The following is a 26,420-nucleotide window of genomic DNA, read 5'->3' on the forward strand; positions in this document are numbered from 1 at the left end:
GAAGGGTCAGGGTCCGCAGTCCTGACGACCGTCGTGCAGAGAGCAACAACGGGCCGGCAGAAGCCTTCACGTTCGAGACGATGATTTGATCCGGAGCCTGATACGAGCGATCGATCGCAAGGACGATCGATATGGAGACTGAGCGGGACATTCCTCCAATGGCGGCGGGAATTTGAGATTCCGGCCGGTCCGCTCGGACAGCCTCGACACTTCGACGATGGTCCGGATGCCGTGGATATACCGTCAAAGCCGCAAGCGAACAAGGCTTTTGTAAAACGTCCTACAGTGGTTTCGAGGGAATTGGATACCGGTTCGCGTGAACAAAATGCGTCAAATCAAAATCATAGAGTTCCGCTTCTGATGAATCACGCGCGGCCGGAACCGATCCTCACCGCCTCGACGATCGCAATCGCCGCTTTCAGGCCGGCCTCGATGTCAAGATGGGAGTTGTCCAGCACATGGGCGTCCGCGGCCGCTTTCAGCGGTGCGACGGGCCGGTTGCGGTCCCGTTCGTCGCGCTTGAGGATATCAGCTAGAACCACAGCCTCATCGGCCTCCTCGCCACGCGCCCGCGCTTCCAGCGTGCGCCGCCGGGCCCGCACGACAGGATCGGCCACCACGAAAATCTTCACGTCGGCGTCCGGGCAGATCACGGTTCCGATGTCACGGCCGTCAAGCACCGCGCCGGGCGGCTCGGCTGCGAATTGGCGCTGGAAGGTCAGAAGCGCCTCGCGCACTCCGGGAAACGCCGAGACCACCGAGGCGGCCTCACCGATCGCCCGGGTTTTCAGGGCCGGATGGCCGAATTTTTCCGGGTCGAGCTCATGCGCGGCCGCGACCGCGTGTGCCTCGTTGGCCAGGTCCGCGCCGATGTCGAGCAGGGCCTTCGCGACCGCACGATAGATCACCCCGGTATCGAGATGGCGGAAGTGATAGTGATGCGCCAGCCGCTTGCCGAGCGTGCCTTTTCCCGAAGCGGCAGGTCCGTCGATGGCGATGATCATGCGAAATCCGCTCCCAACCGCTGCATCATCGGAACAAAATCGGGGAAGCTCGTGGCGATGAAGGCGATGTCGTCGACCTTGACCGGCGCGTCCGAGGCGCAGCCCATCACCAGCGCCGACATCGCGATGCGATGATCCATGTGGGTGGTGACGAGACCGCCGCCGGGCACACGGCCGCGGCCTTCGACGATAAGGTCGTCGCCGGCGATCTCGACTGCGACGCCGTTGACGCGCAGCATCGCTGCGGCGGCTTCGAGGCGATCGGATTCCTTGACGCGCAATTCGTGCAGGCCGCGCATGACGGTGGTGCCTTCGGCAAAAGCTGCGGCGACCGAAAGCACGAGATACTCGTCGATCATCGACGGCGCGCGTTCCGCCGGCACCTCGACCCCGCGCAGCTTCGATGCGCGCACGCGCAGCTGCGCCATCGGTTCGCCGGCATCAAGGCGTGTTTCGCTCTCCTCGATCGACGCGCCCATCTCGCGCAGCGTGACGAACAGGCCAGTTCGCAACGGGTTTGTCATCACGTCGTCTAGCACGATGTCGGAGCCTGCGGTGATCAGCGCGGCAACAATCGGAAACGCTGCCGATGACGGATCGGCTGGCACGGTGACTCCGGCCCCGTGCAGTTCGGGCTGTCCGGTCAGCGATATCCGGCGGCCGTGCGCCTCGTCGGCCACGGAAACGATGTCGGCGCCAAAATGCTTCAGCATCAGCTCTGTGTGGTCGCGGCTGGCTTCGCGCTCGATGACCGTCGTGACCCCAGGAGCTGACAGTCCCGCCAGGAGCACCGCCGATTTGATCTGCGCCGAGGCCACCGGCGTGCGGTAAACGATCGGCAGCGGATCGTGCGCGCCCTCAAGCGTCAGCGGTAGGCGGCCGCCGTCGCTTTGTGAGATCACCCGCGCGCCCATCAATTCCAGAGGATCGAGAATGCGCCGCATCGGCCGCGAGCGCAACGAGCCATCGCCATCAAAGGCTGCCCTAATAGGGCAGCCGGCCACCGCGCCCATCACCAGGCGGCATCCAGTGCCTGAATTGCCGAAATCAAGCGGCGCCTGGGGCGTCGCGAATCCGCTGGTGCCGACGCCGCGCACCGACCAGGCGATCCCGCCTTTGTCGTCGGTCCGTTCGACCTTCGCTCCCAGCGCCTGCATCGCCCGGGCCGTGTTAAGCACGTCCTCACCCTCGAGAAGGCCCCAGATTCGGGTTTCACCAACCGCCAGCGCGCCCAGGATCAGCGCCCGGTGGGAAATCGATTTGTCTCCGGGCACCCTGACGCGCCCCGTCAATGACTGGCATTTTCGCGCCTCAAGCGGCATGGTCTGGCCGGAAAGAGTCAAGTTGCACGTCCCCGTTGTGGCGGCTGGTATCACAGGGACGACGGCGCGTCACGCCTGCGAGCCGGTCTGCAAAGCGCTATTGACAGGGCCGCCGCAACTAGCCAAGTGAAGCACCGTTTTTCAAGAACTCCCGGGATTCCAACACGTGGCCAAATCCGAGCTCGGAACCAAGCGCATTTGCCCGACGACTGGCAAAAAGTTCTACGATCTGAACAAGACCCCGGTGATCTCGCCCTACACCGGCGAGGTCGTGCCGATCGTCGTGGCGCCGGTTCGGGGGCGAGGCGAGGCCGCCCGCGCCGCCGCTTCTGCGCCTTCCACATCCGACGCTACGCCGGAGGCCGAGACCGAAGAACTGGTTTCGCTGGAGGAGGCCGATGCCGAGGAGAACAGCGGAAAGGTCAAGAAGGCCGTCGTCCCAGAGTCTGAGGATGATATCGAGATCGACGACAGCCTCGACGACGACGAGGACGATGACTCCACCTTCATCGCCGACGAGGAAGAGGGCGACGAGGATGTGACCGATATCATCGGTGACGTAGGAGATGACGAGGAGACTTGAGATCGGCCCTGAACTGTGGTTCAGGGTCTTTGCAGATCGCGCCGCTCCCATTGGGTGGGGTCGGTCGAGGGGCCATAGCTCAGCTGGGAGAGCGCTTGCATGGCATGCAAGAGGTCGGCGGTTCGATCCCGCCTGGCTCCACCATATGCCGTCATCTTCCGAGGCGTGGCGATGTATGCCGGCGCCGGACAAGCGACATCCCTTCTAGCGCCTGTGAGGACAAATGGCGCGATCCTGACCTAATTCCAAAGCCTTAAAGGGTAGGTCGCACATCTTGAATGGCGTGCAAATCATGCCATATTTTGAGTTGACCGGCTGGGAGCACCAGACGGCCAAGCGGGGTGCCGCAAGGGCCCTGCGCGTTGACCCGCCGAAGTGTAGGCGGTTCGGCGATCCGGATCATACGCCAATAAAGTTGGCGCGCGACCGGACGCAAAACCGGTTTCACTTTGCTGGTCGCGCGCGTCAAAGTCGCTTCGAGAGGACTTTGTAATGTCTCGTGTTCCTTCGTTGTCCAGTCCGTTCCTTTTGGGATTCGACGAGATCGAGCGGGCGCTCGACCGCGTCGTCAAAGGCGCCGACGGTTATCCTCCCTACAACATCGAGCGGTGCGACCGTGACAGCGGAGAGCCCGAACGCCTGCGGATCACGCTGGCGGTGGCGGGATTTACCCGCGACCAGCTTGATGTAACCATTGAGGAAAATCAGCTTGTGATCCGAGGCCGGCAACAGGAGGATAAAGCCCGGCAATATATCCATCGCGGCATTGCCGCGCGCCACTTCCAGCGTACCTTTGTGCTGGCGGAGGGAATGTTGGTGCTGGGCGCGGACCTCAAAAACGGGCTATTGTCTATCGATCTGGCCAGGCCGGAACCTGAAAGGGTCGTTAAGACAATCGCGATCAATGAACACGAATGATGCATGACCCGAAAAAAGACCGGTTATCCGGCAAAAAAAGCTTTCGGGTGCAACGAGTAGCGGACTCGACCGCTTAGTCTAGCAAAAGGAGTCGAGACCATGAGTGAAGTGATTTCTACGTTCCGACCCGAAAACGTTTCGACCGAAGCGCTGGCGCAGCTTGGCGAGGGCCACATTGCCTATGTGAAGCAGGTTCGTTCCGAGGACGTTCCGGATCTGTTTCCGCAGGCGCCGAAAATCGCGCCCGGTCTCATGCTGTTCGCACTGCATGCTGCTGACGGCACGCCGATCATGCTCACCGATTCGCGCGAGGCCGCGGTCGCGAGCGCCTGGAGCAATGAATTGCAGGCCGTCAGCGTTCACTAGCGGTCATGCCGCAAAAAACGGGTACCGGCCTGCGATCAGAATACGAGCAAGTATCCGTTGAATGAGCCGCGTCGATTGCGCGGCGGAGTTGGCGGGAAGCGGCGGCGCGTTGAGCGCTGTCGCTTTCTGGAGCAGGGATGAGCAGAGGCCAGCATCGACCCCAAAATATTGCAATCGATTGATCATGATCGATCCGATCCCCAAATCATCTTGATCGAGGCCTCGCATCCGGCCGCGCGAGGCCTTCGCGGATGACAGCATTCGACGGTTGCATTTGACCTTGAGCGGCCGGCCTGTATGGTCACGCCAAGCTGTTGAACCTTCGGGAAAAACCTTATGCCTGCCTATCGCTCCCGCACTTCCACACACGGTCGCAACATGGCCGGCGCTCGCGGCTTGTGGCGCGCCACCGGTATGAAGAACGAGGACTTCGGCAAGCCGATCATTGCGGTGGTCAACTCCTTCACCCAATTCGTGCCCGGGCACGTTCACCTCAAGGATCTCGGCCAGCTGGTGGCGCGCGAGATCGAGAAGGCCGGCGGCGTCGCCAAGGAATTCAACACCATCGCGGTGGATGACGGCATTGCGATGGGCCACGACGGCATGCTCTACAGCCTGCCCTCGCGCGAGGTCATCGCCGACAGCGTCGAATACATGGTCAACGCGCATTGCGCTGACGCCATGGTCTGCATCTCCAATTGCGACAAGATCACGCCCGGTATGCTGATGGCGTCGCTGCGCCTCAACATTCCATCGGTGTTTGTCTCCGGAGGCCCGATGGAATCGGGCAAGGTCACACTCAACGGCAAGGTCAAGTCCGTCGACCTGATCGACGCCATGGTCGCCGCCGCCGACGACAATGTGAGCGACGCCGATGTCGAGGCGCTCGAACGCTCGGCATGTCCGACCTGCGGCTCGTGCTCGGGCATGTTTACCGCCAACTCGATGAACTGCCTGACCGAAGCGCTCGGCCTCGCATTGCCCGGCAACGGCTCAGTGCTCGCCACCCATGCCGACCGCAAAGGTCTGTTCGTCGAGGCCGGACATCTCATTGTCGATCTCGCGCGGCGCTATTACGAACAGGACGACGAGCGGGTGCTGCCGCGTTCGGTCGCGAGCTTCAAGGCGTTTGAAAACGCGATGACGCTCGATATTTCGATGGGCGGCTCCACCAACACCGTGCTGCATCTGCTCGCCGCGGCTTACGAAGGCGAGGTGCCCTTCACCATGAAGGACATCGACCGGCTGTCGCGCCGCGTGCCGGTCTTGTGCAAGGTCGCACCCTCCGTGCCGGACGTGCATCTGGAAGACGTGCATCGCGCCGGCGGCATCATGGGTATTCTCGGCGAACTCGATCGCGCCGGTCTGATCGACGCCGGCCTGCCCACGGTTCACAGCACCTCGCTGAAGGATGCGCTGGAGCGCTGGGACATCAAGCGGACGAAAAGCGAGAGCGTGCGCACCTTCTACATGGCCGCGCCGGGGGGTGTCCGCACCGAAGTCGCGTTCAGTCAGGACAAGCGCTTCGAGGAGCTCGACGCCGACCGCGCCAAAGGTTGCATCCGCGATGCCGAACACGCCTTTTCAAAGGACGGCGGTCTCGCCGTGCTTTACGGCAACATCGCGCGCGACGGCTGCATCGTGAAAACCGCGGGCGTGGACGACAGCATCCTGACCTTCTCAGGTCCCGCGCGCGTTTTCGAAAGCCAGGATGCAGCGGTGGACGCCATCCTTGGCAACAGAATCAAGCCAGGAGACGTGGTGTTGATTCGCTACGAGGGGCCGCGCGGCGGCCCCGGAATGCAGGAGATGCTGTATCCGACCAGCTATCTGAAATCGAAGGGGCTAGGCAAGCAGTGTGCGCTGATCACGGACGGCCGCTTCTCCGGCGGCTCGTCGGGTCTGTCGATCGGCCATGTCTCGCCGGAAGCAGCGGAGGGTGGTGCGATCGGTCTCGTCGAGGAAGGTGACGCCATCGCGTTCGACATTCCGAACCGGAAGGTTCATCTCGACGTCAGCGACGCTGAGCTGGAGCGTCGCCGCACGGCGATGGAGTCGAGGGGCGACAAGGCGTGGAAGCCGGCCGCTCCGCGCAAGCGCCGCGTGACGATGGCGCTGAAGGCCTACGCTGCGCATGCCACCAGCGCCGCGCTCGGCGCCGTGCGTGTGGTGAAGGAATAGCGTGCTCGGGTTGACGCTTTTCGTCATAGTTGGGCATTGCCGTTCACCGAACGGCGAACGTTGTCCGCGTATGGGCTGAGCCTCCATGTCTTCGAACGCCCGAGGCAGAACGACGTGTGCGTCTGACCCAAGACCGGGCATGACAGATCCAGTTCCTGTCGTGAATGTTTGCCCGAAGCGTTAGAGCCTTCTTTTCACGGAAACGATAAAAGACTCCAGCTTTTTGATTTGACGCGTTTTCTTCACGCGAGTTCGCAATGTCGGAGTGGTCCGTTCCGTCAAAATAAGAATCGCTCCAGGGTTTGCTGGATTCGCAGCGATCAGGGGACTGTCGCCGGCGGCAGCGCCAGCACGGAATAGATCGCTTGCGCATCGCGGGAGGCGCGCAGCTTGTTGGCGATGTCCTGATCGCGCAGCAGCCGTGCGATCCGCGCCAGCGCCTTCAGATGATCCGCGCCGGCGCCCTCGGGAGCGAGCAGCAGGAAGACGAGATCGACCGGCTGCCCATCCATTGCTTCAAAATCGATCGGACGGTCGAGTCGCGCGAAAAGACCGAATATCTTGTCGAGTTTTTGCAGCTTGCCGTGCGGGATCGCGACACCGTAGCCGACAGCCGTGGTTCCGAGCTTCTCGCGCCGCAACAGCACCTCGAAAATCGCGCGGTCGTTCTGTCCCGTCAATTCAGCGGCACGCGCGGCCAGTTCCTGCAGCGCCTGCTTCTTGCTGTTGACCTTCAATGCAGGAATGATCGCCTCGGGTGCGACCAGATCGGTAATCATCATATGACGTTCCGAGGTGAGGTTTGCCGTCAGGTTGCGAAAGACACGTCAGACAAGCAGCAACAAACGTGAGCCCACATACGGGCGAACGCACACGCTAAGCGGTTCGCGGCCCTCCGGCCAGGATGACCGGCCTTATAGTCTAACGCGAGCCCGATGCCAATTCCCGAACTTTTATGTAGACCGATCGGGAAGGCCGCGGCCCATATGGATCGTCGTCCCAAGCGTCAATGGCAACAAGTCAGGCCGCGCCGTTGACGGACGGCGGGTCGATCCAGCCCACATTGCCATCAGGTCTGCGATAGATCATGTTTACGCGGCCGCTGGAGCCATGCTGGAACACCAACATGGGTGCGCCGGTGAAATCGAGTTCCATCACCGCTTCGCTGACCGAGAGCCGCCTCAGCGAGGTGACGGTTTCTGCGATGATCACCGGATTGAAGGCGGTGACCTCGTCTTCGCCGTCCACAGCTGGCGCCTCGATAACGTAGCTCGGTGCGTCGAGCCCGGCGATCGCCTCCGCAGCGGCGTGCGCTTTGCGCGCCGAGCGATCCTTGAGACGGCTCTTGTAGCGGCGCAGACGCTTTTCGATTTGCAGCAGCGCCTGATCAGCGCTCGCATAGGCATCCGCGGCATTAGATTCAGCCTCGAGCGTTACTCCAGAATCCAGATGCAGCGCGCAGTCGGTGCGGAATCCGAAACCGTCCTTGCTCAGCGTGATGTGGCCCGAATATTGTCCATCAAAGTATTTTCGGAGAACCTCGTCGGTACGGTTGTTGAGGCGCCCTCGCAGCGCCTCGCCGACGTTAATGCTCTTGCCCGAGATTCGAAGTGTCATGACAAGCCTCATCGATCATGAGTGGGGAGAGATTATCGGGTGTCGCGGGTGCGCAATCAAGCCGGTGCGGCATTGCGCGAGCGGTTCGGCGACGGAGCAGACGCCGTCTGCGCGCCGCCAAGCAGATTCTGCTTTTCGCGGCGGCGCTGCACTGAAGAAGAGATTCGCAGCGCTTCGCGATATTTAGCGACGGTGCGGCGGGCGATGTCAATTCCGGCTTCGCGCAGTCTTTCCACGATGGTGTCGTCGGACAGAACAGCCGACGGCGCTTCTGCATCGATCAGTTGCTTGATGTGGTGACGGACCGACTCCGCCGAGTGGGCGGAACCGCCGTCGGCCGCGGCGATCGATGCCGTGAAGAAATACTTTAACTCGAAGACGCCGCGATTTGTCGCCATGTATTTGTTAGCGGTGACGCGGGACACGGTGGACTCATGCATCTGGATCGCATCCGCCACGGTCTTGAGATTGAGTGGTCTCAAATGGGCGATGCCATGCGCGAAAAAGCCGTCCTGCTGCCGCACGATCTCTGTCGCCACCTTGAGAATGGTGCGGGCACGCTGGTCGAGCGCGCGGACCAGCCAGGTCGCGTTTTGCAGGCAGTCCGTAAAATAGGTCTTGTCGCCGTCCTTGTGGATCGTCTTCGACAATTCGGCATAGTACGTTTGGTTGACCAGCACGCGCGGCAGCGTATCGCTGTTGAGTTCCACGAGCCAGCCGCCGTCCGGACCGGGCCGCACGTACACGTCCGGCACCACCGTCTGCGTGCGCGTGGTGCCGAACCTCAAGCCTGGCTTGGGATCGAGATGACGGATTTCGCCGACCATCTCGGCGAGGTCGTCGTCGTCTACGCCGCAGATCCTGCGCAAGGCTGCGAGATCACGCCTCGCCAGCAGCTCGAGATGCTCGACCAGCGCCTGCATCGCTGGATCGTAACGGTCCTTCTCGCGCAACTGGATCGCAAGGCATTCGCTTAAGCTGCGGGCGCAGATGCCGGGTGGATCGAAAGTCTGCAACACCGCGATAACGGCCGCCAACTCGCTTTCGCTGGCGCCGAGCTTGTCGCCGACTTCGCTAAGATCGGCTGGCAGGTAACCAGCCTCGTCGACGAGATCGATCAGATACCGGCCAATCATGCGCTGCGCCGGCACCGTGACGGCCACCGCAAGCTGTTCGGCGAGATGTTCGCCGAGCGTTATCTCCGCCGCGACGAAGGCCTCGAGATTGTAGCTATCATCGCTGGAGGCGCCGCCGCCCCATTCCGTGAACGTGACCGGTGCGGCATCCTGCGCGGTCCGCGCTGCAGCCTCGGCCGGTTCTTCCGGAAAAACGTTTTCCAGGCCGCTGTCGAAGGTCTGTTCGATCTCCGCGCGGCTGCCGAGATCGCGATTCATCCATTCGTCGGGCGCGGGTTCTAAATCCTGACCATCGGTGCCCTCGCTTGCGCCGTGATTCGCGAACGCCGCCGCGTCGTCACCTTCTGAATATTCAGTGTCCCTTACGGCCGACCCTCCGGCGACCGGCGGGTCGGGGTCCTCGCTCGCGCGCTCCAGCAGAGGATTTCGCTCCAGTTCCTCCTCAACAAACGCCGAAAGGTCCAGATTCGACAGTTGCAGCAGCTTGATCGCCTGCATGAGTTGCGGCGTCATCACCAGCGACTGGGACTGTCGAAATTCGAGTTTCTGCGTTAGCGCCATGCCAAGAGCGGTCCAAAATGGTCCGATTCTTGCTTAGCTTTTTTATGGCCGGATGTACACGCCTTACGACGACAATCCGACTTTCGCTCTAGTAATCTAGGGCTTGTACCGGAGGCAGCGTTACTTTCGGGGAAACCGCACCCGGTTCAGCGGCCATCGCTGCTGTAGATGTTGCGTTCCGGCTTGCCGTCTGCGCATCGGGTGCGCGGCCGCCGCTATCGGTCACGGTCGTCCGTCCCCGATGCCCTCGTTTGGAGGATTGCCGTCGCGACTTGGTCGATGAGTGGCGCAACCCCCACGAACGCGCGATCGATGGCCCTGCGGTATAGCCAACCACCGCGCCGGCGACCGCCCCGACCGGACCCAACACCACCGCGCCCGATAACGCGCCAAGCGCAGCGCTGCCGGCACGTTCCTGCGCCGGCGCCGCCGACGATAGAAGCGCGAGCGAGGCAATTGCAGCAAGGACTGTCTTCATTTCACGCTCCCCGTTTTGTCGACGAGAAAGAACGAAGAATGCGGCGAGACGGGGGTCGGCCCGTCGCCGATACGCCCGCGGAAGTTCCCAATTCGGCCATCGGCGCGGTTCAGCTTCGGGGCGTTGGCCGGCCGCCGCCGCGCCAAGCACGCGAGGAAACTGCACATGTTCAAGACCAGCCTTCTTGTTGCCGCCGCGGGATTGTTATTCGCGCTCCCAGCGTTTGCGGCGGATTTTTCCTTCACCGACGAAGCCCCGCAGATGATTTGCGACGACGACGGGAATTGCTACCGCACGCACGCGCCGCCGTTCGTCGAACGTTGGCAGGACGATGATAACGATGATGTCTATGAGCGCCCCGGTTATCGTTCCCGCTACGGGGCGCCGGGCGCCGACGTCTATCGCAACTTTGACGACGGTCCGGCAATTGATGTCGATGTCAATGACGACCCCTGGTGAGGGGTCGAATCACGCGTAGCGTTGCAAGGATCGAGCGGAAAAGTCTGGCGGCGACTATCTACAACCGGAATTCCTCGCCCAGATAAAGGCGCCGCACGTCGGGGTCGTTGACGATCGCCTCAGGGCTGCCCTCGGTCAGGATCTCGCCCGCATAGACGATGTAGGCGCGGTCGGTCAGGCCGAGCGTTTCGCGGACGTTGTGGTCGGTGATGAGCACGCCGATGCCGCGATTGGTCAGATGGCGCACAAGATCTTGAATATCACCGACCGCGATTGGGTCGATGCCGGCGAATGGTTCATCCAGCAGCATGTAATTCGGGCGCGTCGCCAGCGCGCGCGCGATCTCCACGCGCCGGCGCTCGCCGCCGGACAGCGCGATCGATGGCGATTTCCGCAGGCGCGTGATGTTGAATTCCTCGAGCAGCGCGTCGAGCTCGGCTTCGCGCTTCTTCTTGCTTGGCTCGACGACCTCGAGCACGGCACGGATGTTCTGCTCAACGCTGAGGCCGCGGAAGATCGAGGCTTCCTGCGGCAGATAGCCGATCCCGAGCCGCGCCCGCTGGTACATCGGCAGTTTGGTCACGTCGTGACCGTCGAGTTCGATGGCGCCGCGATCCGCGGGGATCAGACCGGTGATCATGTAGAATACGGTGGTCTTGCCGGCGCCGTTCGGACCCAAAAGTCCGACCGCCTCGCCGCGGCGGACATAGATGCTCACGCCGCGCACGACCTGACGGGAGCCGAAACTTTTTTCCACCCCGTGTACGGCCAGGTAACCAGGACGCGCGGCCATCCGTGGCGCGGCAGTCCCGTTGGAAGCGGCGCGCGGCCGGGAAACTTCTGGCCGGGACGTTTCAGGCGCTGAGCGCGCCGAAACCCGGGGTTGCGAAACGGGCGGGGCCGGCGGAGCGTTGCGACGGGTCCCGTGAGCGATCGGCGGTGCGTCGCGCACTGGGTTGGTCAGCATGTCGCCGATGGTATCGCCGAGTGCCGTGATGTCCGTCCGGGTCCGCGCAAACGCTTGCGCCCCGCGCTTCTGCGGCCGCTTACGGAATACATTGAAGAGATCCACCATGGGCGCCTGCTCAGCTTCTCACGGTCGTTCGCCTGCATCCCGCAGCGTGCCTGATTCGTCGCCTCACCATGAATGAGGAAACATCCGTTGCCCGCAACACCCGCCTCCGCCGCGGCAGCTTTAAATCCGCTTGCGGTAGATACAAACGAGTGACTGCGGATTCAACTTCCTGCCGCCATGTCCTTGGACGATTAACTGATATCATTTGGGCTTTTGTGTTGATCCGGGGAGCGACAGCGGTCCACCCAGCGGCCCTCCCTGCCCGGACGACTGAAACAGGCCCTGTACCCGCCCATTCTTTGATTCGACGCGGGAAACGCCGGTGGTCATGTCTACGATCAGCCTGTCGCCGCGTAATACGTTCTTGCCCTGGGTCAGAACAACTCCGCCGAGCATGGTGACCAGATTTGTCTTGGTGTCGAACACCGCGGTTTCACCGGTCACGACCTGGTCCTTCTGGGTCACGACCACGCTGCCTTTGGCCTCCAGCCGCTTGATCGAGGATGCACCCGATGGGCCCGGTTCCGCCGATTTCATCGCCGTCCTCGCTGGTGCCTTGGTCTTGCCGTCAGCGGTCGAACTGCCGCCCTCGTAATAGACCACGAGCGTCTTCGATGTCATCGTGGTGTCGCCCTGCACCACCTTGACGTTTCCGGAGAAAGTCGCCTCTTTTTTCTTATCGCGCATCTCCAGCGCGGCGGCCTCGATCTGGATCGGCTGATCGCGATTCTGGGAAAAACCCTGCATCGCGTTGGGAACGCCCTGCACCGAGCTTTGTCCGGCGGCTTCGCCGACAGCCATCACGGCGACGGCGACCAATCCGCCGCGCAGCAGGAGAGCTATGCGGGAAACCGGGGGAAAGCAGCGAAAACTTGGCACGGTCGAATTCATTTCGTATCGCCGCCCCCCGCACCGGCAGTTGCGGGAGGGCGGTCCATCACCAGATGCATGACGACATTTTTCTCGAATCGCACCACGTCACCCTTTTCGGTGACCTGCATGGTGTCGGCGGTCAGCGTTCCGTTCAGCAGTTTGACATCGACGGGCTGGTCCGAGGTGACGGTGCCCCGGCCCATATCGACCATGGCATGGGTCAGCCGCGCCTCGTATCCGGTCGAAGACTGCATGAGGATATCCTTGTGCAGGTCGAGCACTTGCGTTTTCGTGTTGAACATCCCGGTGCGGGAATTCAAGGTCACCGTCGAGTTGTCCTCCATCCGCACTTTGGCCTGCAAGGTATGCAGTTCGACATGATCGGGGTCGGTGACGTCCTGCGTTGCTGTGGTGGCCTGCATCTCGTAGGGCCGCTTATCTGGCGTGAAGCCAGCGAGGCGCGGCGATTCCATCGTGATCTTGGTGCCGGAGACGACGAGATTATCCATGTCGAGCGGCAGGCTCGCCAGCGCGCGGAAGGGATTGAAGGTCGCGATCCCGATCAGCGCGGCCATCGCCAGCCCGACCGCCCCGGGCACCGCGATCCGCAATACCCGCACCAAGCGGCTGTGTCGGGCGGCGCGGGCGAACCTTGCTTCCAGCCCAGTCTGCATTCCGGCTTGATAGGTGGGATTGTGAACCGAGTACACCGCTGCTCCAGGCGCCTGTTCTGGTTATCCTACCCCGAAATGGGGGTCTTCGCAGCCCGGACATCGTGCGGCGGCACACCCGCACGGCGCATCGTCGGTCGCTGCTGGCGCCGAGCGCGTTTGCTACATTAGCCGCTTTGACCTCGAAGCCTGCCCCACCGAGGACGAGGAGTGTGACCGAAAGGGGGCGAAAGGTGAAAGGCCGACCACGAGGCGGCGATCTTGGGGCGCGGCTCACGAATGCGCGAAAATGTCGTCGGCTTCCCAGCCGGAGAGATCGAGCTTCGCTCGCGTCGGCAGGAACTCGAAACACGCTTCCGCCAGCCCGGTGCGATCCTCGCGCGCCAGCATCATGTCGAGCTTGGCGCGCAAAGCGTGCAGATGCAGCACGTCGGAAGCGGCGTAAGCGAGCTGCGCGTCGCTCAGCGCCTGCGATCCCCAATCGCTCGATTGCTGCTGCTTCGACAGGTCGATGCTGAGAGCCTCGCGCACCAGATCCTTCAAGCCGTGCCGATCGGTATAGGTACGGGTCAATCGCGAGGCGATCTTGGTGCAGTAGACCGGCCGAGGCATCACGCCGAATGCGTTGTACAGCGCGGCGAGATCGAAGCGCGCGAAGTGGAAGATCTTGACGACGGCCGGATCGCCGAGAAGCTTCTTCAGGTTCGGCGCGTCACGCTGCCCTTTGCCGATCTGAATGACGTCGGCCGAACCGTCGCCCGGCGACATCTGGACCACGCACAGCCGGTCGCGGTGCGGATTGAGGCCCATGGTCTCGGTATCGATCGCCGCCGAACCGGTGTAGCGCGTAAGATCCTGGTCCGGCAGGTCGCCACGGTGCAGGCGGATGGTCATGATGTCTCGGCCTCGTCGAATCGATTGGCGGCTAAAATATCGTTGCAATGACTATAGCGTTTTCGAGCGAAGTGGGCACCGGTTCGTGCAAAGAAAACGCGTCAAATCAAGATCATAGAGCCCCGCTTCTGATTCTGTCAGAAGCGGAAAGGGCTCCAGCAACGAGGGACGATCCTTTGAACGACCTGGGCGGCCAGCAGCGCTCGCAGCGGATAAGGCCGGGTGGCTCATGAATATTTCTAATACAAGGAAAAATCTGAGTTCTTTCACAAGATTTCGCTGACTCCGGTCCCTGCTTGTGTGCATGACGGCGGCCCATCTTTCAATAATATCAACGAAATCGCGACAACATCGGCAGGTTACGTCTCTCAAGGCGTTGGATGAAAGTCGAACAACAACGATCGCCCCGTTATGGACCTCTGCATGACGGTCGGATCAATGGATTTTGTCTGGTCTCGTTGGACAGTGATTTCACAAGTCTTGCCGCCCGGCTGCGGCGGGAAGGCGCGAAAGTTTATGGGTTTGGCGAAAAGAAAACGCCGGGCGGCTTTCAGCGAGCTTGCGATAGGTTCATCTCGCTTGAAAATCTCCTTCCGCAAAAAAACTGAACTCAAACCCGTAGCCGCTCCGTCACCGATATCGCCCCACTCAAAAATACTGAAGCCGCCGAGCGCCGCCGTTCCGGTCCTTAACAAGGCCATTTCGCAGATTGAAAACGAGGATGGATGGGGGCTTCTCGGTCCTATGGGGCAACAGAGATCAAAACTGGCTTCGGATTTCGATGTCCGTACCTATGGGTTCGGAAAGCTCAGCAGCCTTATCCGAGAAATCGATGCGTTTGAGATCGACGAGACGAACGGACCGATGCGCATCCGCCGTGCAAAACGATGGAAACCGACGCCCCTAGGGCGTCAAGTGCAGAATTGACCATGAACCTTGAAACCACGGGCAGGCAGTTCGGCAATGTCGTCCTGATCCTTGCGTGGCGAGTTTCCCGACGATACGATTCCGAGCAGCGGAGTAGCTGGAGGCGAGGGTAGCGATGCAGGCGGATATCAAGGAACAGATACTTTCCATAATAAACCTCCGGCTGCTGACGATCCTGCTGCCGGCAGTCGTCCTGTCGATCCTGGCGGGATGGATAATGTACGCGCTGGGCTATCCGGCGATGGTGTACGGAGAGGTGGCGCTCATTCTTAAGACGCTCATGCACCTGTTGCTCGCAGTCTGGTCGGCGTTTAAGGCGATTCTTCTGGGGATCGTGGTCTTCGGGCTTCTGCTCGTTTTTCTATCGCCGGTCCTGATCGTCCTGCGGGAACTGCGGAAGCAGCGGAACCTGCCATCCAACGCCTCAAGCCTGGCGGCCTCGTCCAGCACGGCGGTAGAAACACGGCCATAACCGCGCGCCACGGCATCCAGGCGGCCTGCCTCAGTGGCGATCTCTGGCTCAGGCATGGGGTCCCCACCGTCACCTTGCCTGCGCTCATCCTGGCGGCGTTTTCGAGCGAAGTGGATGCCGATTCGCGTGATTTTATCAGAAGCGAAAAAGGCTCTAGGGACTGCCGGTGCTCCCCTTCTGGGCGCTATACAAGTCGTCCAAATTGCTCCGCGATTTCACGACATCAGCGTGATCGGGGCCGAGCCCTTTCTCCCGGATCGCCAGCGCTCGTTTGTAGAGCGGCTCGGCATCGGCGTAGCGGGCCTCTGCTTTGTAGAGTGAGGCCAGATTGTCCAGCGCCGACGCGACGGAAGGGTGACCCTCGCCGAGCGCCTTCTCGAAGATGACGACAGCCCGCTTGTAGAGCGGCTCGGCCTCGGCGTAGCGGCTCTGGGCGGTATACAGTTTGGCCAGACCGTTCAGCGATTGCACGAGATCGGGGTGACTAGGCCCGAGGGCTTTTTTCCAGGTCGCCAACGCCCGCTTGCAGAGCGGCTCGGCCTCGGCGTAGCGGCCCTGGAGGCCGTAGAGTTCGGCCAGATCGGTCAACCCTAGCGCGACAGAGGGGTGATCGAGCCCGCGCGTCTTCGCGCAGATCGCCAGCGCTTGTCTGTAAAGCGGCTCGGCTTCGGCGTAGCGACCCTGCTCTTTAAAGAGCTCGGCCTGATCGTTCAGCCTCGCCGCCAGCATGATATCGGACACGGCCATGAACGGTGCACTCCTGACGCATGGATGAGTTTAGCAAGAAAGCCGGTATGCCACTAATTCCTACCCATTGGCAGTGGGTGCTTTCGGCGCCTAGGCGACAGCAAAGCGAGGCCGTTTCCGGTACGGGGTTGAAGGCTCGCCAACGCGCGCAACTCAGCGTTAGTATGTGGAACTCGGCAGATCAAGCATCGTTCTATCCACCAGCAGTTCCTCGCACGCAGCGTCTATTGGAGATCTGACCTGCTTACGAATTCCTCGATTCTCATACCGGGACAAACCGTGTGGTTCAAGTGCCGGGCGCCTCGAATGGCGGTTCTCAATGATGCCGCCGAATACTTCGCGGCGTTGCGGGAATCCTTTCTGCGGGCCGAAACACAAATACAGATTGTTGGATGGGATATTCATAGCGAAACCCCGCTGGTCGGGCCCTCGGGGGTCGTCAACGACGGATTACCGCTTTCGCTGGCCTCTTTTCTAAAGGCGCTGTTAAAACTCAAGCCCAAACTCACAATCAACATTCTCATTTGGGACTTTGCGGCGCTGTACGCCGCCGAGCGCGAAGTCAGTTCTGCTGGCAAATTCGCCGATGCGGCTGATGACAGGATTCGTTTCTGCTGGGATTCGTGCCTTCCGCTTGGATCGGCGCAGCACCAGAAATTTGTCGTCGTCGATAACTCGCTGGCTTTCGTCGGTGGGCTCGACCTGACGATCCGGCGCTGGGATACCAGCGACCATCTTCCCGAGCATCCATTTCGAAAAGATCCGCAGGGAAAGCGCTATCCCCCCTTCCATGACGTCCAGTGCATGGTCGACGGCGAAGCGGCAGCGGCTCTCGGTGAGCTTGCGATGCGGCGCTGGCAGGCGGCGGGTTGCAATTTTGAGAAGGTCGGTTCTGCCGGCGACGACCGGTGGCCGAAATCCGTACCGATCGGGGCCCGGGAAGTCACCGTCGGGATCGCCAGAACAGAGGTGGCAAGCCACTCATCCGAGGACGTTCACGAGGTTGAACTCCTGTTCGAAAGGTTGATTGGCGTCGCGACGACTTTTGTCTACCTCGAAAACCAGTTCATCAGTGTCAGGAAGATCGCCGAGCTCCTCGCCCAACGGATGGCAGCTGTCCCATCACTTCAAGTGCTGATTATCGTGCCGAAGCTACATTCCTCATGGCTTGAGTCGCGGGCGATGCAGAGCGGTCGCGACTCCTTTCTTGATCCATTCAAGAAAGCCGGCGTCACGGAACGATTGCGCATTCTTCATCCATCTACGGCGGGCCAGCCTATCATGGTCCACAGCAAACTGATGATTATCGACGATGATCTCGTCCGGATCGGATCGGCCAATCTCAACAACCGCTCAATGGGTGCGGATAGCGAATGCGACCTTGTGTTTGAAGCGACGACCGAAGCCCATCGCGACTTTGTTCGCAGGTTGCGTCGGCGACTCATCGGTCATTTTTGCGGCGCGGCCGAAGAAGAAGTTGCTGAGAATGAATCTCGTCTGCTGCGGTTCCTCGATGCTTATGCAGTCGCGGGAGCGACCAAGGCGTTGCAGCCGATCGAGGTCGGTCAGGTTTCGTTTCGTGCGCTCAATGATTTCATCCAACCCATTGCCGATCCCCGCATACCTTTGAATCTCAAACGCGCCGCAAGTAGAATGTGGACCACAAGAACCCTCCTGGGAACGGCGGGCCTCGTGCTTATGCTTATGGCCCTGACGTTGCTCTGGCGTTACACGCCGCTGCGCAGCTACGCTGATATCGGCTTTCTGTCGGCCATCATGAGTCAGCACGACTCCCCGTTTGCTTCGTTCATCGCGGTCGCCTGCTTTGTGCTCGGCGGTTTGATCATATTTCCTGTCGTGGTTCTGATCGCAGCGACAGCCGCAGCATTGGGACCCTGGACCGGCGCGATAACTGCTGTGGCAGGGGTCATTTTGAGCGCCTCTCTACTCTTCATGATTGGGCGCTATCTTGGCCACAAACGGCTGCAAAATCTTCTCGGGCCTCGCGCGCTGCGCGTTCAGGGGCGGCTGGCTGGGAAGGGGATTATCGCGGTCGCCATCCTCCGGATGGTCCCACTCGCACCATTCTCGATCGTCAATGTTGTCGCAGGCGCGAGTCAGTTGAAATTGAGAGACTTCCTGGTGGGTACGATTTTTGGCATGATGCCGGGTATCGTGGTCATGGCTGCGCTGGGTTCACAGATCGCCGATTTTGCGAAGAGCGAATCCTGGGGGAATGTGATTTCTCTCGGATTGACGATTGTTATCTGGATTGCGATCTGCCTCGCGGCTCAGTTTGTCGTCACCTGGCTCGCCGGGCGGAAAGCATGACGCTTACAATCCGCGTGATGACGTGGAACGTACACGGCACATTCAATCTCAATCCGCGCTTTGACATCGGGGCGGTCTCGTCGATCATTCGGAAATGGTCGCCCGATATTGTGGGACTGCAGGAGATCGACTCTCGCGGACGCAGCGACAATCCTTTCGAACGTCTTGCAGGTGTCGTGGGCGCGCATAACGTCGATGCCAGATCGATCGTCACGGCGGATGGCGATTACGGACAGGTTTTGCTGAGTAAGTGGCCCTTCATCCGGGCACCGACCATCGTGGATGTTTCATACCGGGAGCGAGAGGCGCGCAGGGCGATTTCCACTTGTATTCAGTCCCCGATCGGAGAGATCGCAGTGATCGCTACCCATCTCGGGCTGAGCATCCGCGAGCGTCAGGAGCAGGCTCGCGCAATCGTCAATCTCATCGATGCTCCCAGAACGATCGTGCTCGGTGATTTCAACGATTGGTTCTGGGTCAAATCGGTCAGGCGAATATTGGCGCAGCGATGCCCTGTGCGGACTAGACTGCGCACCTTTCCATCATGGTGTCCCGTGCTTCGACTTGATCGCATTTACACCGTGCGGACGGGGTGTATCGCCAGGGCATGGACCGATCCGGAAGCCCGCGCTTGCTCGGATCACTTGCCGGTCATCGCCGACGTGACGTTCTCCTGAGGCCACGCTTAGGTTCCGCAGGCGGAGCAAGGACCGGGCCAGGCAAGCGCTCACTGATCGCACTGCTGCTTGGTCAGTGTATCTGCCGTTGAAAGAACGACGCGCGCAGCCTGGAGGAACGATCTGCGAGGCAGCCCGTTTTTCTTTCCTGAGCGATACGCAGTTCCACAACGGATACCCAACAGATTTTAGGAGCGATCGAATGGCAAAGATGGAAAACGGACACATCGTCGAAACCGCAACGGAAGCACGGGGCGCAGAGCGCGGACCCACGGTGCGCAACGTGCTCGTGGCAGGAACCGGTTTGGTCGTGGCCGCCTTCATAGTTGTCTATATCGCGTACTTCGCAGCCTGAGGGCTGACGGGCATATCGCCGCATCGCGAGCTGCCCTGCGAGCTTTCCGCTCGCAGGGCAGTCCCTCTCAAGATTCCATCGTCCAATCCAAAATCAACTATGAGAAAACCCCACCAAAACCCCACCCCGGCACAGATTCGCCGCCGTGCGTATGAGCTATGGCAGCAAGAAGGCTTCCCTTCCGGGAAGGATGAGGAGTTCTATCTTCAGGCCGAGAAAGACTTGTCCGGCGAAGAAAAAGCAGATCCCATTTCAGAACGAGTAGCGTGGACTGAATGACACCAGTCTGCCAGGTTCGATCGGATTATTCTGATTTATCGGGTGGATGTTTCGACAATCGGAGAAGGGCAGGCCGATAAGGAGGATAGGGATCTTCGTCGTCGGGGATCGCGCAATATCCAAATTCCTGCTGTATCCGCTGGATCTCAGCGGCGCGTTCATTCAAGCGTTGGGCATGCTCCTGCGACTGGGCCCTCCAATAGCGGAAGGTTTCGGGCGTGACGGGTACGAACGCCGTGCCGAAGAGCGTCGGATCGGGGACGGCGGTTCGCCCGAGCAGGAGAAATTTGTCAGAACCGACGAAGACGAGGGTGGCATAGCCGGGGTTTCCTCTCGCCCTTATCCCATTGAGTGACAACTCGCACAGCTTGCTGAAGTACGGCTCCTGTCGCCATCGGTCGGGATATTCGGGATCGACCTGAACGTTGACCGTGTTCTCGCTGAAATGCATCACCAGGCGAGCCTTCTCGGGAAACCAGTCGTCGTTGAAATGACCTTGCAGCCAGGCGCACGTGAACGATCGGCACATTTGAGGACGATCGTTGTAGATGGTGCATCCTTTGCCGGTCTCCCAATACTTGCATAACTCATTCACCGGTTTTGCGACCGCTGTCACCTCGAGGATATCGCAACAGCAGTTGCACGATCCACATTGCCGGACGTTTGGTTTCGTCGGCTTGCCCGGTGGCCTGAAGCCTTCACTGTCGCGAACAATCCGCTTCTGCTTCTCAAGCGTTTGCAGTGCGCGTTCGACTTTAAGACGAGACAACCCGGTCACATCGATAACACCACGAACCGTCGTTGCGCCTCTTTCGACCGCGAGAGCAACTTGCGAAATCGCTTCCATCGCTTTTTTCCTACTTATGACTCAGCTGCGGCGCGCTTCTTCTCACCCTTTCGTTGAGTAGCCGTCTTGTCCGAGTCACGAGTGCGCTATTCTACGGGAATGCGCCGCACATCGTCTCGATTCCGAACCGAAAAGAGGATGGTCGGGAGTCGGCCTGAGTAGAGGGACAACGAAATATCCGCAAACACCAAGAATTGTAACGGCTCCGACGTCTCATTGGCTTGCGTCTCGATTACGCGCTGCCAGCCGCCACCGGGCTTTTGCTCAATGGCCGGGGCTCCGGGCGCGATTCTTAACCGTCCGCCCAAATGCGATAGAGCTCGCCGCGAGTGCGGTGGCCTGGTAATGCGCGCATCTACGGGAATCCGCTACACGAAAACCGGAATACGAGAGCCATCGCGCTTCATCGGACCGACTAGCCGAAACAGCATTGTTGCGCACCCTTGTTACACAGCCGGGCAAGTGCAACACTCTGATAGGGCTTAATTTATTGAAGGAGAAGAGGTCTTCAATGAAATGGTGCCCAGGAAAGGATTGTCTCCTTCCCCTTTTAACAGCAGCAAAATCAATGACCTAACGCTACATCAGATGCCGGCTTTGTACCAAGCAAATGTGCCGTCGTCGACCATGAAACCGTTGAGATGTGCTGCCAAAGGAGCCGGCCGTGCAACACGCATGCGCGTACCAGATGGCGCCCGCCGGTTGCGAGTCGATCATGCGCAGCCCGGTGCGACTTCGGCACCATTCCGGATGATGCTCCGCCATCGGCCTCGTGATCGAGTTGCCCATAAATGCGTGATGTCGCCTGGATTTAGATCGACGGTCCAGGTGAGCGAATGCAGCCGCTCTTTCGTCATCTTTACAGTCTGCCAACGCGCCATCGAATAGCGTGCCAACGGCGTCGCCCTCCAGCGCCAGGCGGTCCGTATAACAGGTCTGCTGCAACTCGAATTGTAGCGACCACAATTTCCTTCTGGCAGCCGTCGGCGCCTAGGGCCTCCATCTTGATTGACGCTTGGCGGCACGGTCTCAATGCCGCTAGTCCAAAATATTCGTGAGTTAATGTAAAACGAGTTGGCAATAACTGCGTCGTCCGGGACCGTGTTGCCGTCGTCGATTGATGGAGTGGAATCAACAATGGCGAAGTATCGTAACGCATTACCGCAGGCCCAAGGTGGCCTGTTCCTCAGCGACGGCGGAATGGAGACCGCGCTAATCTTCCTGCAAGGCCAAGACTTGCCGCAGTTCGCATCCTTCGTGCTGCTCGAAGACGAGAAGGGTCGCGCAGAGCTGGTGAAGTATTACGAGCATTTCCTTCCGATCGCCAGGAAGCGTGGCGTCGGTTTCGTGCTCGACACCGCCACCTGGCGGGCAAGTCTCGACTGGGGCCAGTTAATCGGATTTGACGCCTGCAGGCTGAAAGCCGTCAACATCGCGGCGGTGGAACTGATCGCTGCCCTGCGCGACCTGTGGGAAACGCGGGCAACGCCGATAGTGTTGAACGGAGCAATTGGACCGCGCGGCGACGGCTACAAGGCTGGCGCCATGGAGATTACCGAAGCACAAGATTATCACGCGTTCCAGGTCAACATCTTGGCTGGCACGCAAGCCGACATGGTCTCGGCGACTACTATGAATACGGTAAACGAGGCGGTGGGCATCGCACGAGCTGCGAAGTCGGCGGGGATGCCATGCGTCGTCTCGTTCACTGTAGAGATGGATGGTAGGCTGGTCGACGGCACGACGCTGCGGGCGGCGATCGAGTCGACCGAGGAGGCGACTAGCACGTCGCCGGCCTACTACATGGTCAACTGCGCCCACCCGATCCATTTCGAGCAGGCGCTGGAGCGTGATGAAGATTGGGTAAAGCGCATCCACGGCGTGCGCGCTAACGCGTCAGCCAAGAGCCATGCCGAACTCGACGAATCCGACACGCTCGACATCGGCGACATGGCCGACCTCAGCCGCCGATACAGCGGGCTGATGCGAGCGTTCCCGTCAATGCGCATACTTGGCGGGTGCTGCGGAACCGATCACAAGCACATAGCCGCGATCTGCGAAGCCTGTATGCCGGGAGGGGCCTGATTCTGGAGCCCGACCGCCAAAAAAATCTGCAGATTCTCGCTTAGCATGGCTCCTCGGTGATCCTGGCCACGAGGACAGCAGGACAGCATAAGCAAAACCGCAAGTTACGCCGGTATCAGCTTGGTGCGCCTGCGGGACGTGAACACGAAGCTCGCCTTGCTTGATGTCGCGCCTAAACACGTCAAAAAACCAGTAGATGCTTTTCTTGTCTATTTTTTTAGGTCCGCGGCAAAAAAGTTGGCGGCTTCGGCCTTCGAATCCTGGTCGGCCTTGGAGTCGTATCTGAGTGGCAGGTTGAATTTCTTGCCAAGCTCGGTCGCTTCAGGGTTTGTGAATGCGTGCACCGCGCCGAGATACCGGATGACCCGATAATCGACCTTTGCTGCGTCGAAATCCTTTTTCAGCGCATCGTACTGCTCATGCTTGAGGAACGGGTCGTCCGCGCCGTTCAGGATGAGGATTTTCGCTTTAACGGCTCCCGGCCTGGGCGCGGGGGTATTGAGACCAAGTGATGCATGAAAGCCCGCGACAGCGGCGAGGTCCGCGCCGGCGCGTGCCATGTTCAGCACGACCGCGCCACCGAAGCAATAACCAACGGCGCCGATCCGCTGGGAATTGACCGACGGTTGCTTGGCGAGTTCATCACGAGCTGCGTTGAAGCGCGACTCCATCACCGTCGGGTTTTTCATCACCGACGACGAGAGCGCGCCGGCGTCCTTCGGGTTGTCGGCGGTCTTGCCGTCTCCGTACATATCAGAAATCAAGACCGTGTAGCCCTGCTTTGCGAAGTTTCGTGCCTCGTTATGGATGTGCTTGGTAATGCCCCACCATTCATGCACCATCACGATCCCGGGCCGCTTGGCTTGGGTTGTATCGTCGTATACGACGAACCCCTTCATCGTCGTAGCGCCGTCCTTATAGGTGACCGGCTCCTCCTTGATCGCAGCGTTTGCGCTCCCGACCATCGCGACGGCGCAAAGTGCTCCCACTATGTTCGCTAGATTCATTCGCATGCTGACCACCTACGGGTTTTGTGCAAATAAACTGGCATTCCCGCGATTTTGCGTCAGGCTACGAGTGTAGCTCGGAAAATGAAAAGGCCGAATGTGTTACCTCGGCGGCGCCAGACTCACGGTGCCTTTTTCGAGCGGGGCGACAGGGCCTGCGCGTAACGGCCAGCGATCGCGGCGCAGTATAACGGAGGCTGGCCATTTGCGCGAGGGTCTCCGGCGGGCGACCTATTCGTAGACTAATACCAAATCTCGGAGAGCGTGACTCTGTGGGGCTTTTCGAATCAGCGGCGGGCTGATTCGACATGGCGAACGAGGGAGGTTCGCCATGTCGCCCCTGCCACTGCGAGTTGATTTCAACGCACAGACGACACGGTCCGCTGCCAAGCGGTCGAAAGACGGGCCGCAGGCGCGACGACTTCTGGCCTTGGCCGCGATCTACGACGGTGCGACGCGGACGGAAGCCGCCAAGATCGGCGGAGTTGGTGTGCAAATTGTTCGCGACTGGGTGATGAAGTTCAACGCACTCGGCCCGGACGGCCTTTTTGATCGCAAGGCGCCCGGTCAGCCGCCCCGACTTGATGACGAGCATCGTCGGGCGTTGGCTGCCGTGATCGAAAGCGGGCCGATCCCTGCTATTTGCGGCGTTGTCCGTTGGCGCATCGTCGATCTCTGCCAGTGGCTGTATGAGGAGTTCAGGGTCACAGTCTCCAAGCAGACTCTGAGCCGGGATCCGTATCGTTCTGGTAGGACTGCCATGCTGGCGAATCAGTCAAAGGTTGACTCACGGCGCTGACATTTCGTTTTGTGTCGTCTTGTTCTGTTTTGTGTCGTTTTGTTTCTTGTTCGCGACGAGCAGAGCAGGTGTCAAGGAACGGCGGGCTGGCTGGGCCTACGCCGGGGTTCTGATATTTGGCCTCATTGTGGTGGTCACTGTCATGGTGCTGGCGCTGTCGTCGTGAGCCTGCTGGAGACACGGGCGTGGGGCCGTTCGATCCCGGCCGAGCGCGCCGAGGACAACATTGAATGGTGCGAGCGCTATCTCTTCCTGCCGGAAGGCAAGCACGTCGGTCAGCGGCTGCAGATGGCCGAGTTCATGAAGGACGACTTCCGCGCTATTTACGGCAACCCGGCCGGCTGCGATGCCAATGGCTGGCCGACCGATAAGCTACATTCGTGGAATGACTAGCCGATCGAGCCGCACTTCCACGCCAGCCATACGCTCTTCCATGGCCGAGAAACGAGTTTCGAGCGCGCCGAAGCGCACTTCCATAGTGCGAGTTTCCTCGCTGATATTATCGAGCTTGGTGAGGATAGCAGTCTGGTTGCGGCGAATGGCGCGCAGCATCTCATGGACGACCAATTGGACTTCGTCATTGCCGGGCTCTTCGCTCATCCGCGTTTTATAGCACGCCGCTAACAAAAAGCCAGAAGCGGGAGGTGAGCGACAGCTCGCCTTGCGCGTTGTTTAGCGCCAACGCCATGTAGGCTTCGGCGTCAGACATTTCGCGCTGAGCCGAGCCGGGCACCATACTCCGCGCGGTTCAGCGGCTCAAATTGCGTTTGGTTCTGTCGTCTTTCATCTCACTCCGACACGGAAGTGGCGCCATCTGCAGGACAGTCCTGAACGAGGGACTCGCCGAGTTTACAAGACTTCTTGAACGTCAATCGGCGGGTCCATGCGTCAGCCGATGTCGTCAAGTGTCGGCGAATCAAAATGTGACCCCGAGGGTCTGAATTCTAGTCAGCTTGGCTTTGGCGATTTTTCCTAAGCAGTGCCGGAGCCTACCAGACGGGCAAGCGAGCGATCTGAGAGCCACCGCCCGCGATGGCCTCCGTCTAAGTTCGCGCTCGGAACCCGAGTTTGACCTCTTGCGATTCACTTTAGAGCACTCCTGTTTCTGCGGGCGATGAATGAACGCAGGTCGAATTGGAGGGCGATGGTGCGGGGATGGATTTTTCAGTTCGAACGGTCGCACGTCGAGATTCATTCATTTCTGCGATGGTCGGCCTCGTCGGCGGCGCTGGCCATCTAAAGTGGATTGCAATCGTTCTATTGTAGATGCCGCCGCCCGCGGGCGATAACGTCATCACGTTAGGTCCCTCAGCCTGAGCAAGTGCCACATTGATTCTAAGCACATTACTAGGAATCCCGCCTCGGCGACTCTGCGATTTCTATAAGATAGGACTTCAATGCGCAGAGATTGTTGGCAGAACTGCACATCCTCAAACGGCTAAACGCACTGCCAAAAACCTCCTTATGAGCCCAACTGCTTTCCGCGCCAGTGTTAGGGGTGGCACGAAAATAATTCACTTGGATAAGCCAACGATGAATATCAATTTTATTCTCAAATGTGAGACCTGCGAAACGCACACGGCCGTGCGTGCGGGTATGTCGAATCGTGCCTCCCAGCCGTTGCATTTCAGTTGTCAAACCTGTGGCTCACCCATCGGCATTGCGAGCGCGGGAGGTTGCGATCAAATCGCGAATGAATATGGAGAATACGATTAGGGGCCTGCTGGCCACCTTCGGGATCTGTCTTCCCAAGCAT

29 protein-coding genes and 1 tRNA gene are annotated in these 26,420 nt (G+C 60.1%); 16 read left to right on the forward strand and 14 right to left on the reverse strand.

Annotated features, from left to right (window positions below; translation table 11 throughout):
• Nucleotides 1-365: 365 nt before the first annotated feature.
• A complete protein-coding gene (gene cmk, locus GGQ85_RS03985; RefSeq protein WP_309773445.1) occupies nucleotides 366-1,004 on the reverse strand; it encodes a (d)CMP kinase in 639 nt (212 codons plus the stop codon).
• Nucleotides 1,001-2,347 carry a 3-phosphoshikimate 1-carboxyvinyltransferase gene (aroA, locus tag GGQ85_RS03990; protein WP_309773446.1) on the reverse strand — a complete coding sequence of 449 codons (1,347 nt, stop codon included), beginning with the start codon at nucleotides 2,345-2,347 and terminating at the stop codon, nucleotides 1,001-1,003. Before aroA ends, cmk begins: the two co-directional genes overlap by 4 nt.
• A 145-nt stretch (nucleotides 2,348-2,492) precedes the next feature.
• On the opposite strand from aroA, the gene GGQ85_RS03995 reads away from it, so the two are divergent.
• From GGQ85_RS03995 to ilvD, 5 genes are all read left to right on the forward strand, one after another.
• A complete protein-coding gene (locus tag GGQ85_RS03995) occupies nucleotides 2,493-2,909 on the forward strand; it encodes a TIGR02300 family protein (RefSeq protein ID WP_079445221.1) in 417 nt (138 codons plus the stop codon).
• Between the two features lie 68 nt (nucleotides 2,910-2,977).
• Nucleotides 2,978-3,053: transfer RNA gene (locus GGQ85_RS04000), tRNA-Ala, on the forward strand.
• 348 nt (nucleotides 3,054-3,401) lie between these two features.
• On the forward strand, nucleotides 3,402-3,827 hold the full coding sequence (locus tag GGQ85_RS04005; RefSeq protein WP_009796516.1) for an Hsp20 family protein: 426 nt from the start codon (nucleotides 3,402-3,404) through the stop codon (nucleotides 3,825-3,827).
• 99 nt (nucleotides 3,828-3,926) lie between these two features.
• Entirely contained in the window at nucleotides 3,927-4,193 is a 267-nt protein-coding gene (locus tag GGQ85_RS04010) for a BQ00720 family protein (RefSeq protein WP_079445222.1), read from the forward strand.
• Nucleotides 4,194-4,529: 336 nt separating this feature from the next.
• Nucleotides 4,530-6,374, forward strand: coding sequence for a dihydroxy-acid dehydratase (gene ilvD, locus GGQ85_RS04015; RefSeq protein ID WP_309773447.1), 1,845 nt, complete (start codon nucleotides 4,530-4,532; stop codon nucleotides 6,372-6,374).
• Between the two features lie 320 nt (nucleotides 6,375-6,694).
• Here ilvD and ptsN read toward each other — a convergent pair whose 3' ends face one another.
• The 4 genes from ptsN to GGQ85_RS04035 form a co-directional block, all read right to left on the reverse strand.
• Complete coding sequence (gene ptsN, locus GGQ85_RS04020) at nucleotides 6,695-7,156, reverse strand: PTS IIA-like nitrogen regulatory protein PtsN (RefSeq protein WP_079445225.1); 462 nt, start codon at nucleotides 7,154-7,156, stop codon at nucleotides 6,695-6,697.
• 238 nt (nucleotides 7,157-7,394) lie between these two features.
• Nucleotides 7,395-7,991 carry a ribosome hibernation-promoting factor, HPF/YfiA family gene (hpf, locus tag GGQ85_RS04025; protein WP_079445226.1) on the reverse strand — a complete coding sequence of 199 codons (597 nt, stop codon included), beginning with the start codon at nucleotides 7,989-7,991 and terminating at the stop codon, nucleotides 7,395-7,397.
• A gap of 56 nt (nucleotides 7,992-8,047) precedes the next feature.
• Complete coding sequence (gene rpoN / locus GGQ85_RS04030) at nucleotides 8,048-9,688, reverse strand: RNA polymerase factor sigma-54 (RefSeq protein ID WP_309773448.1); 1,641 nt, start codon at nucleotides 9,686-9,688, stop codon at nucleotides 8,048-8,050.
• Between the two features lie 88 nt (nucleotides 9,689-9,776).
• The gene (locus GGQ85_RS04035) at nucleotides 9,777-10,166 is read right to left on the reverse strand and encodes a DNA-directed RNA polymerase subunit N (RefSeq protein ID WP_309773449.1); all 390 of its coding nucleotides are present in this window, start codon (nucleotides 10,164-10,166) and stop codon (nucleotides 9,777-9,779) included.
• A gap of 123 nt (nucleotides 10,167-10,289) precedes the next feature.
• Between GGQ85_RS04035 and GGQ85_RS04040 the strand changes: the two genes are divergently transcribed.
• Nucleotides 10,290-10,625: a hypothetical protein gene (locus GGQ85_RS04040; protein WP_309773450.1), complete on the forward strand. Its 336-nt coding sequence runs from the start codon at nucleotides 10,290-10,292 to the stop codon at nucleotides 10,623-10,625.
• A 58-nt stretch (nucleotides 10,626-10,683) separates the two neighbouring features.
• Here GGQ85_RS04040 and lptB read toward each other — a convergent pair whose 3' ends face one another.
• The 4 genes from lptB to GGQ85_RS04060 form a co-directional block, all read right to left on the reverse strand.
• Nucleotides 10,684-11,700 (reverse strand): LPS export ABC transporter ATP-binding protein, encoded by a 1,017-nt coding sequence (gene lptB / locus GGQ85_RS04045; protein ID WP_309773451.1) that lies wholly within the window; start codon nucleotides 11,698-11,700, stop codon nucleotides 10,684-10,686.
• Between the two features lie 201 nt (nucleotides 11,701-11,901).
• Complete coding sequence (locus tag GGQ85_RS04050) at nucleotides 11,902-12,591, reverse strand: LptA/OstA family protein (protein WP_309773452.1); 690 nt, start codon at nucleotides 12,589-12,591, stop codon at nucleotides 11,902-11,904.
• A complete protein-coding gene (gene lptC / locus GGQ85_RS04055; protein WP_374708843.1) occupies nucleotides 12,588-13,283 on the reverse strand; it encodes an LPS export ABC transporter periplasmic protein LptC in 696 nt (231 codons plus the stop codon). The genes GGQ85_RS04050 and lptC overlap by 4 nt, the downstream gene beginning before the upstream one ends.
• Nucleotides 13,284-13,517: 234 nt before the next feature.
• The gene (locus tag GGQ85_RS04060; protein WP_309773454.1) at nucleotides 13,518-14,138 is read right to left on the reverse strand and encodes a ribonuclease D; all 621 of its coding nucleotides are present in this window, start codon (nucleotides 14,136-14,138) and stop codon (nucleotides 13,518-13,520) included.
• 380 nt (nucleotides 14,139-14,518) lie between these two features.
• Between GGQ85_RS04060 and GGQ85_RS04065 the strand changes: the two genes are divergently transcribed.
• From GGQ85_RS04065 to GGQ85_RS04075, 3 genes are all read left to right on the forward strand, one after another.
• On the forward strand, nucleotides 14,519-14,746 hold the full coding sequence (locus tag GGQ85_RS04065; protein WP_309773456.1) for an NYN domain-containing protein: 228 nt from the start codon (nucleotides 14,519-14,521) through the stop codon (nucleotides 14,744-14,746).
• Between the two features lie 136 nt (nucleotides 14,747-14,882).
• Nucleotides 14,883-15,065 carry an OST-HTH/LOTUS domain-containing protein gene (locus GGQ85_RS20805; RefSeq protein WP_374708844.1) on the forward strand — a complete coding sequence of 61 codons (183 nt, stop codon included), beginning with the start codon at nucleotides 14,883-14,885 and terminating at the stop codon, nucleotides 15,063-15,065.
• Nucleotides 15,066-15,180: 115 nt separating this feature from the next.
• Entirely contained in the window at nucleotides 15,181-15,537 is a 357-nt protein-coding gene (locus GGQ85_RS04075; RefSeq protein WP_079445233.1) for a hypothetical protein, read from the forward strand.
• Between the two features lie 153 nt (nucleotides 15,538-15,690).
• Here GGQ85_RS04075 and GGQ85_RS04080 read toward each other — a convergent pair whose 3' ends face one another.
• Nucleotides 15,691-16,284 (reverse strand): tetratricopeptide repeat protein, encoded by a 594-nt coding sequence (locus GGQ85_RS04080; RefSeq protein WP_079445234.1) that lies wholly within the window; start codon nucleotides 16,282-16,284, stop codon nucleotides 15,691-15,693.
• A gap of 306 nt (nucleotides 16,285-16,590) precedes the next feature.
• On the opposite strand from GGQ85_RS04080, the gene GGQ85_RS04085 reads away from it, so the two are divergent.
• The 4 genes from GGQ85_RS04085 (at nucleotide 16,591) to GGQ85_RS04100 (ending at nucleotide 19,926) form a co-directional block, all read left to right on the forward strand.
• Nucleotides 16,591-18,615: a VTT domain-containing protein gene (locus GGQ85_RS04085; RefSeq protein WP_309773458.1), complete on the forward strand. Its 2,025-nt coding sequence runs from the start codon at nucleotides 16,591-16,593 to the stop codon at nucleotides 18,613-18,615.
• On the forward strand, nucleotides 18,612-19,292 hold the full coding sequence (locus GGQ85_RS04090) for an endonuclease/exonuclease/phosphatase family protein (protein ID WP_309773459.1): 681 nt from the start codon (nucleotides 18,612-18,614) through the stop codon (nucleotides 19,290-19,292). The genes GGQ85_RS04085 and GGQ85_RS04090 overlap by 4 nt, the downstream gene beginning before the upstream one ends.
• 202 nt (nucleotides 19,293-19,494) lie before the next feature.
• A complete protein-coding gene (locus tag GGQ85_RS04095) occupies nucleotides 19,495-19,647 on the forward strand; it encodes a hypothetical protein (RefSeq protein WP_173815868.1) in 153 nt (50 codons plus the stop codon).
• 99 nt (nucleotides 19,648-19,746) lie between these two features.
• On the forward strand, nucleotides 19,747-19,926 hold the full coding sequence (locus GGQ85_RS04100) for a DUF2934 domain-containing protein (protein WP_079445237.1): 180 nt from the start codon (nucleotides 19,747-19,749) through the stop codon (nucleotides 19,924-19,926).
• A 25-nt stretch (nucleotides 19,927-19,951) separates the two neighbouring features.
• Here the strand turns inward: GGQ85_RS04100 and GGQ85_RS04105 are convergent, their stop codons facing one another.
• Nucleotides 19,952-20,773 carry a zinc/iron-chelating domain-containing protein gene (locus GGQ85_RS04105; RefSeq protein WP_079445238.1) on the reverse strand — a complete coding sequence of 274 codons (822 nt, stop codon included), beginning with the start codon at nucleotides 20,771-20,773 and terminating at the stop codon, nucleotides 19,952-19,954.
• A gap of 1,137 nt (nucleotides 20,774-21,910) precedes the next feature.
• Here GGQ85_RS04105 and GGQ85_RS04110 point away from each other — a divergent pair.
• On the forward strand, nucleotides 21,911-22,858 hold the full coding sequence (locus GGQ85_RS04110) for a homocysteine S-methyltransferase family protein (RefSeq protein WP_309773460.1): 948 nt from the start codon (nucleotides 21,911-21,913) through the stop codon (nucleotides 22,856-22,858).
• 209 nt (nucleotides 22,859-23,067) lie between these two features.
• On the opposite strand, the gene GGQ85_RS04115 is transcribed toward GGQ85_RS04110, so the two are convergent.
• Nucleotides 23,068-23,871, reverse strand: a complete 804-nt coding sequence (locus GGQ85_RS04115; protein ID WP_309773461.1) for a dienelactone hydrolase family protein — start codon at nucleotides 23,869-23,871, stop codon at nucleotides 23,068-23,070.
• 325 nt (nucleotides 23,872-24,196) lie between these two features.
• Between GGQ85_RS04115 and GGQ85_RS04120 the strand changes: the two genes are divergently transcribed.
• A complete protein-coding gene (locus GGQ85_RS04120) occupies nucleotides 24,197-24,664 on the forward strand; it encodes a helix-turn-helix domain-containing protein (RefSeq protein ID WP_309773462.1) in 468 nt (155 codons plus the stop codon).
• 162 nt (nucleotides 24,665-24,826) lie between these two features.
• Nucleotides 24,827-25,057, forward strand: a complete 231-nt coding sequence (locus tag GGQ85_RS04125) for a hypothetical protein (protein WP_309773463.1) — start codon at nucleotides 24,827-24,829, stop codon at nucleotides 25,055-25,057.
• Here GGQ85_RS04125 and GGQ85_RS04130 read toward each other — a convergent pair.
• Nucleotides 25,037-25,264 carry a hypothetical protein gene (locus tag GGQ85_RS04130; RefSeq protein ID WP_309773464.1) on the reverse strand — a complete coding sequence of 76 codons (228 nt, stop codon included), beginning with the start codon at nucleotides 25,262-25,264 and terminating at the stop codon, nucleotides 25,037-25,039. The genes GGQ85_RS04125 and GGQ85_RS04130 overlap by 21 nt on opposite strands.
• Nucleotides 25,265-26,420 lie beyond the last annotated feature (1,156 nt).

Source organism: Nitrobacter vulgaris (assembly GCF_031453995.1).
GTDB lineage: Bacteria > Pseudomonadota > Alphaproteobacteria > Rhizobiales > Xanthobacteraceae > Nitrobacter > Nitrobacter vulgaris.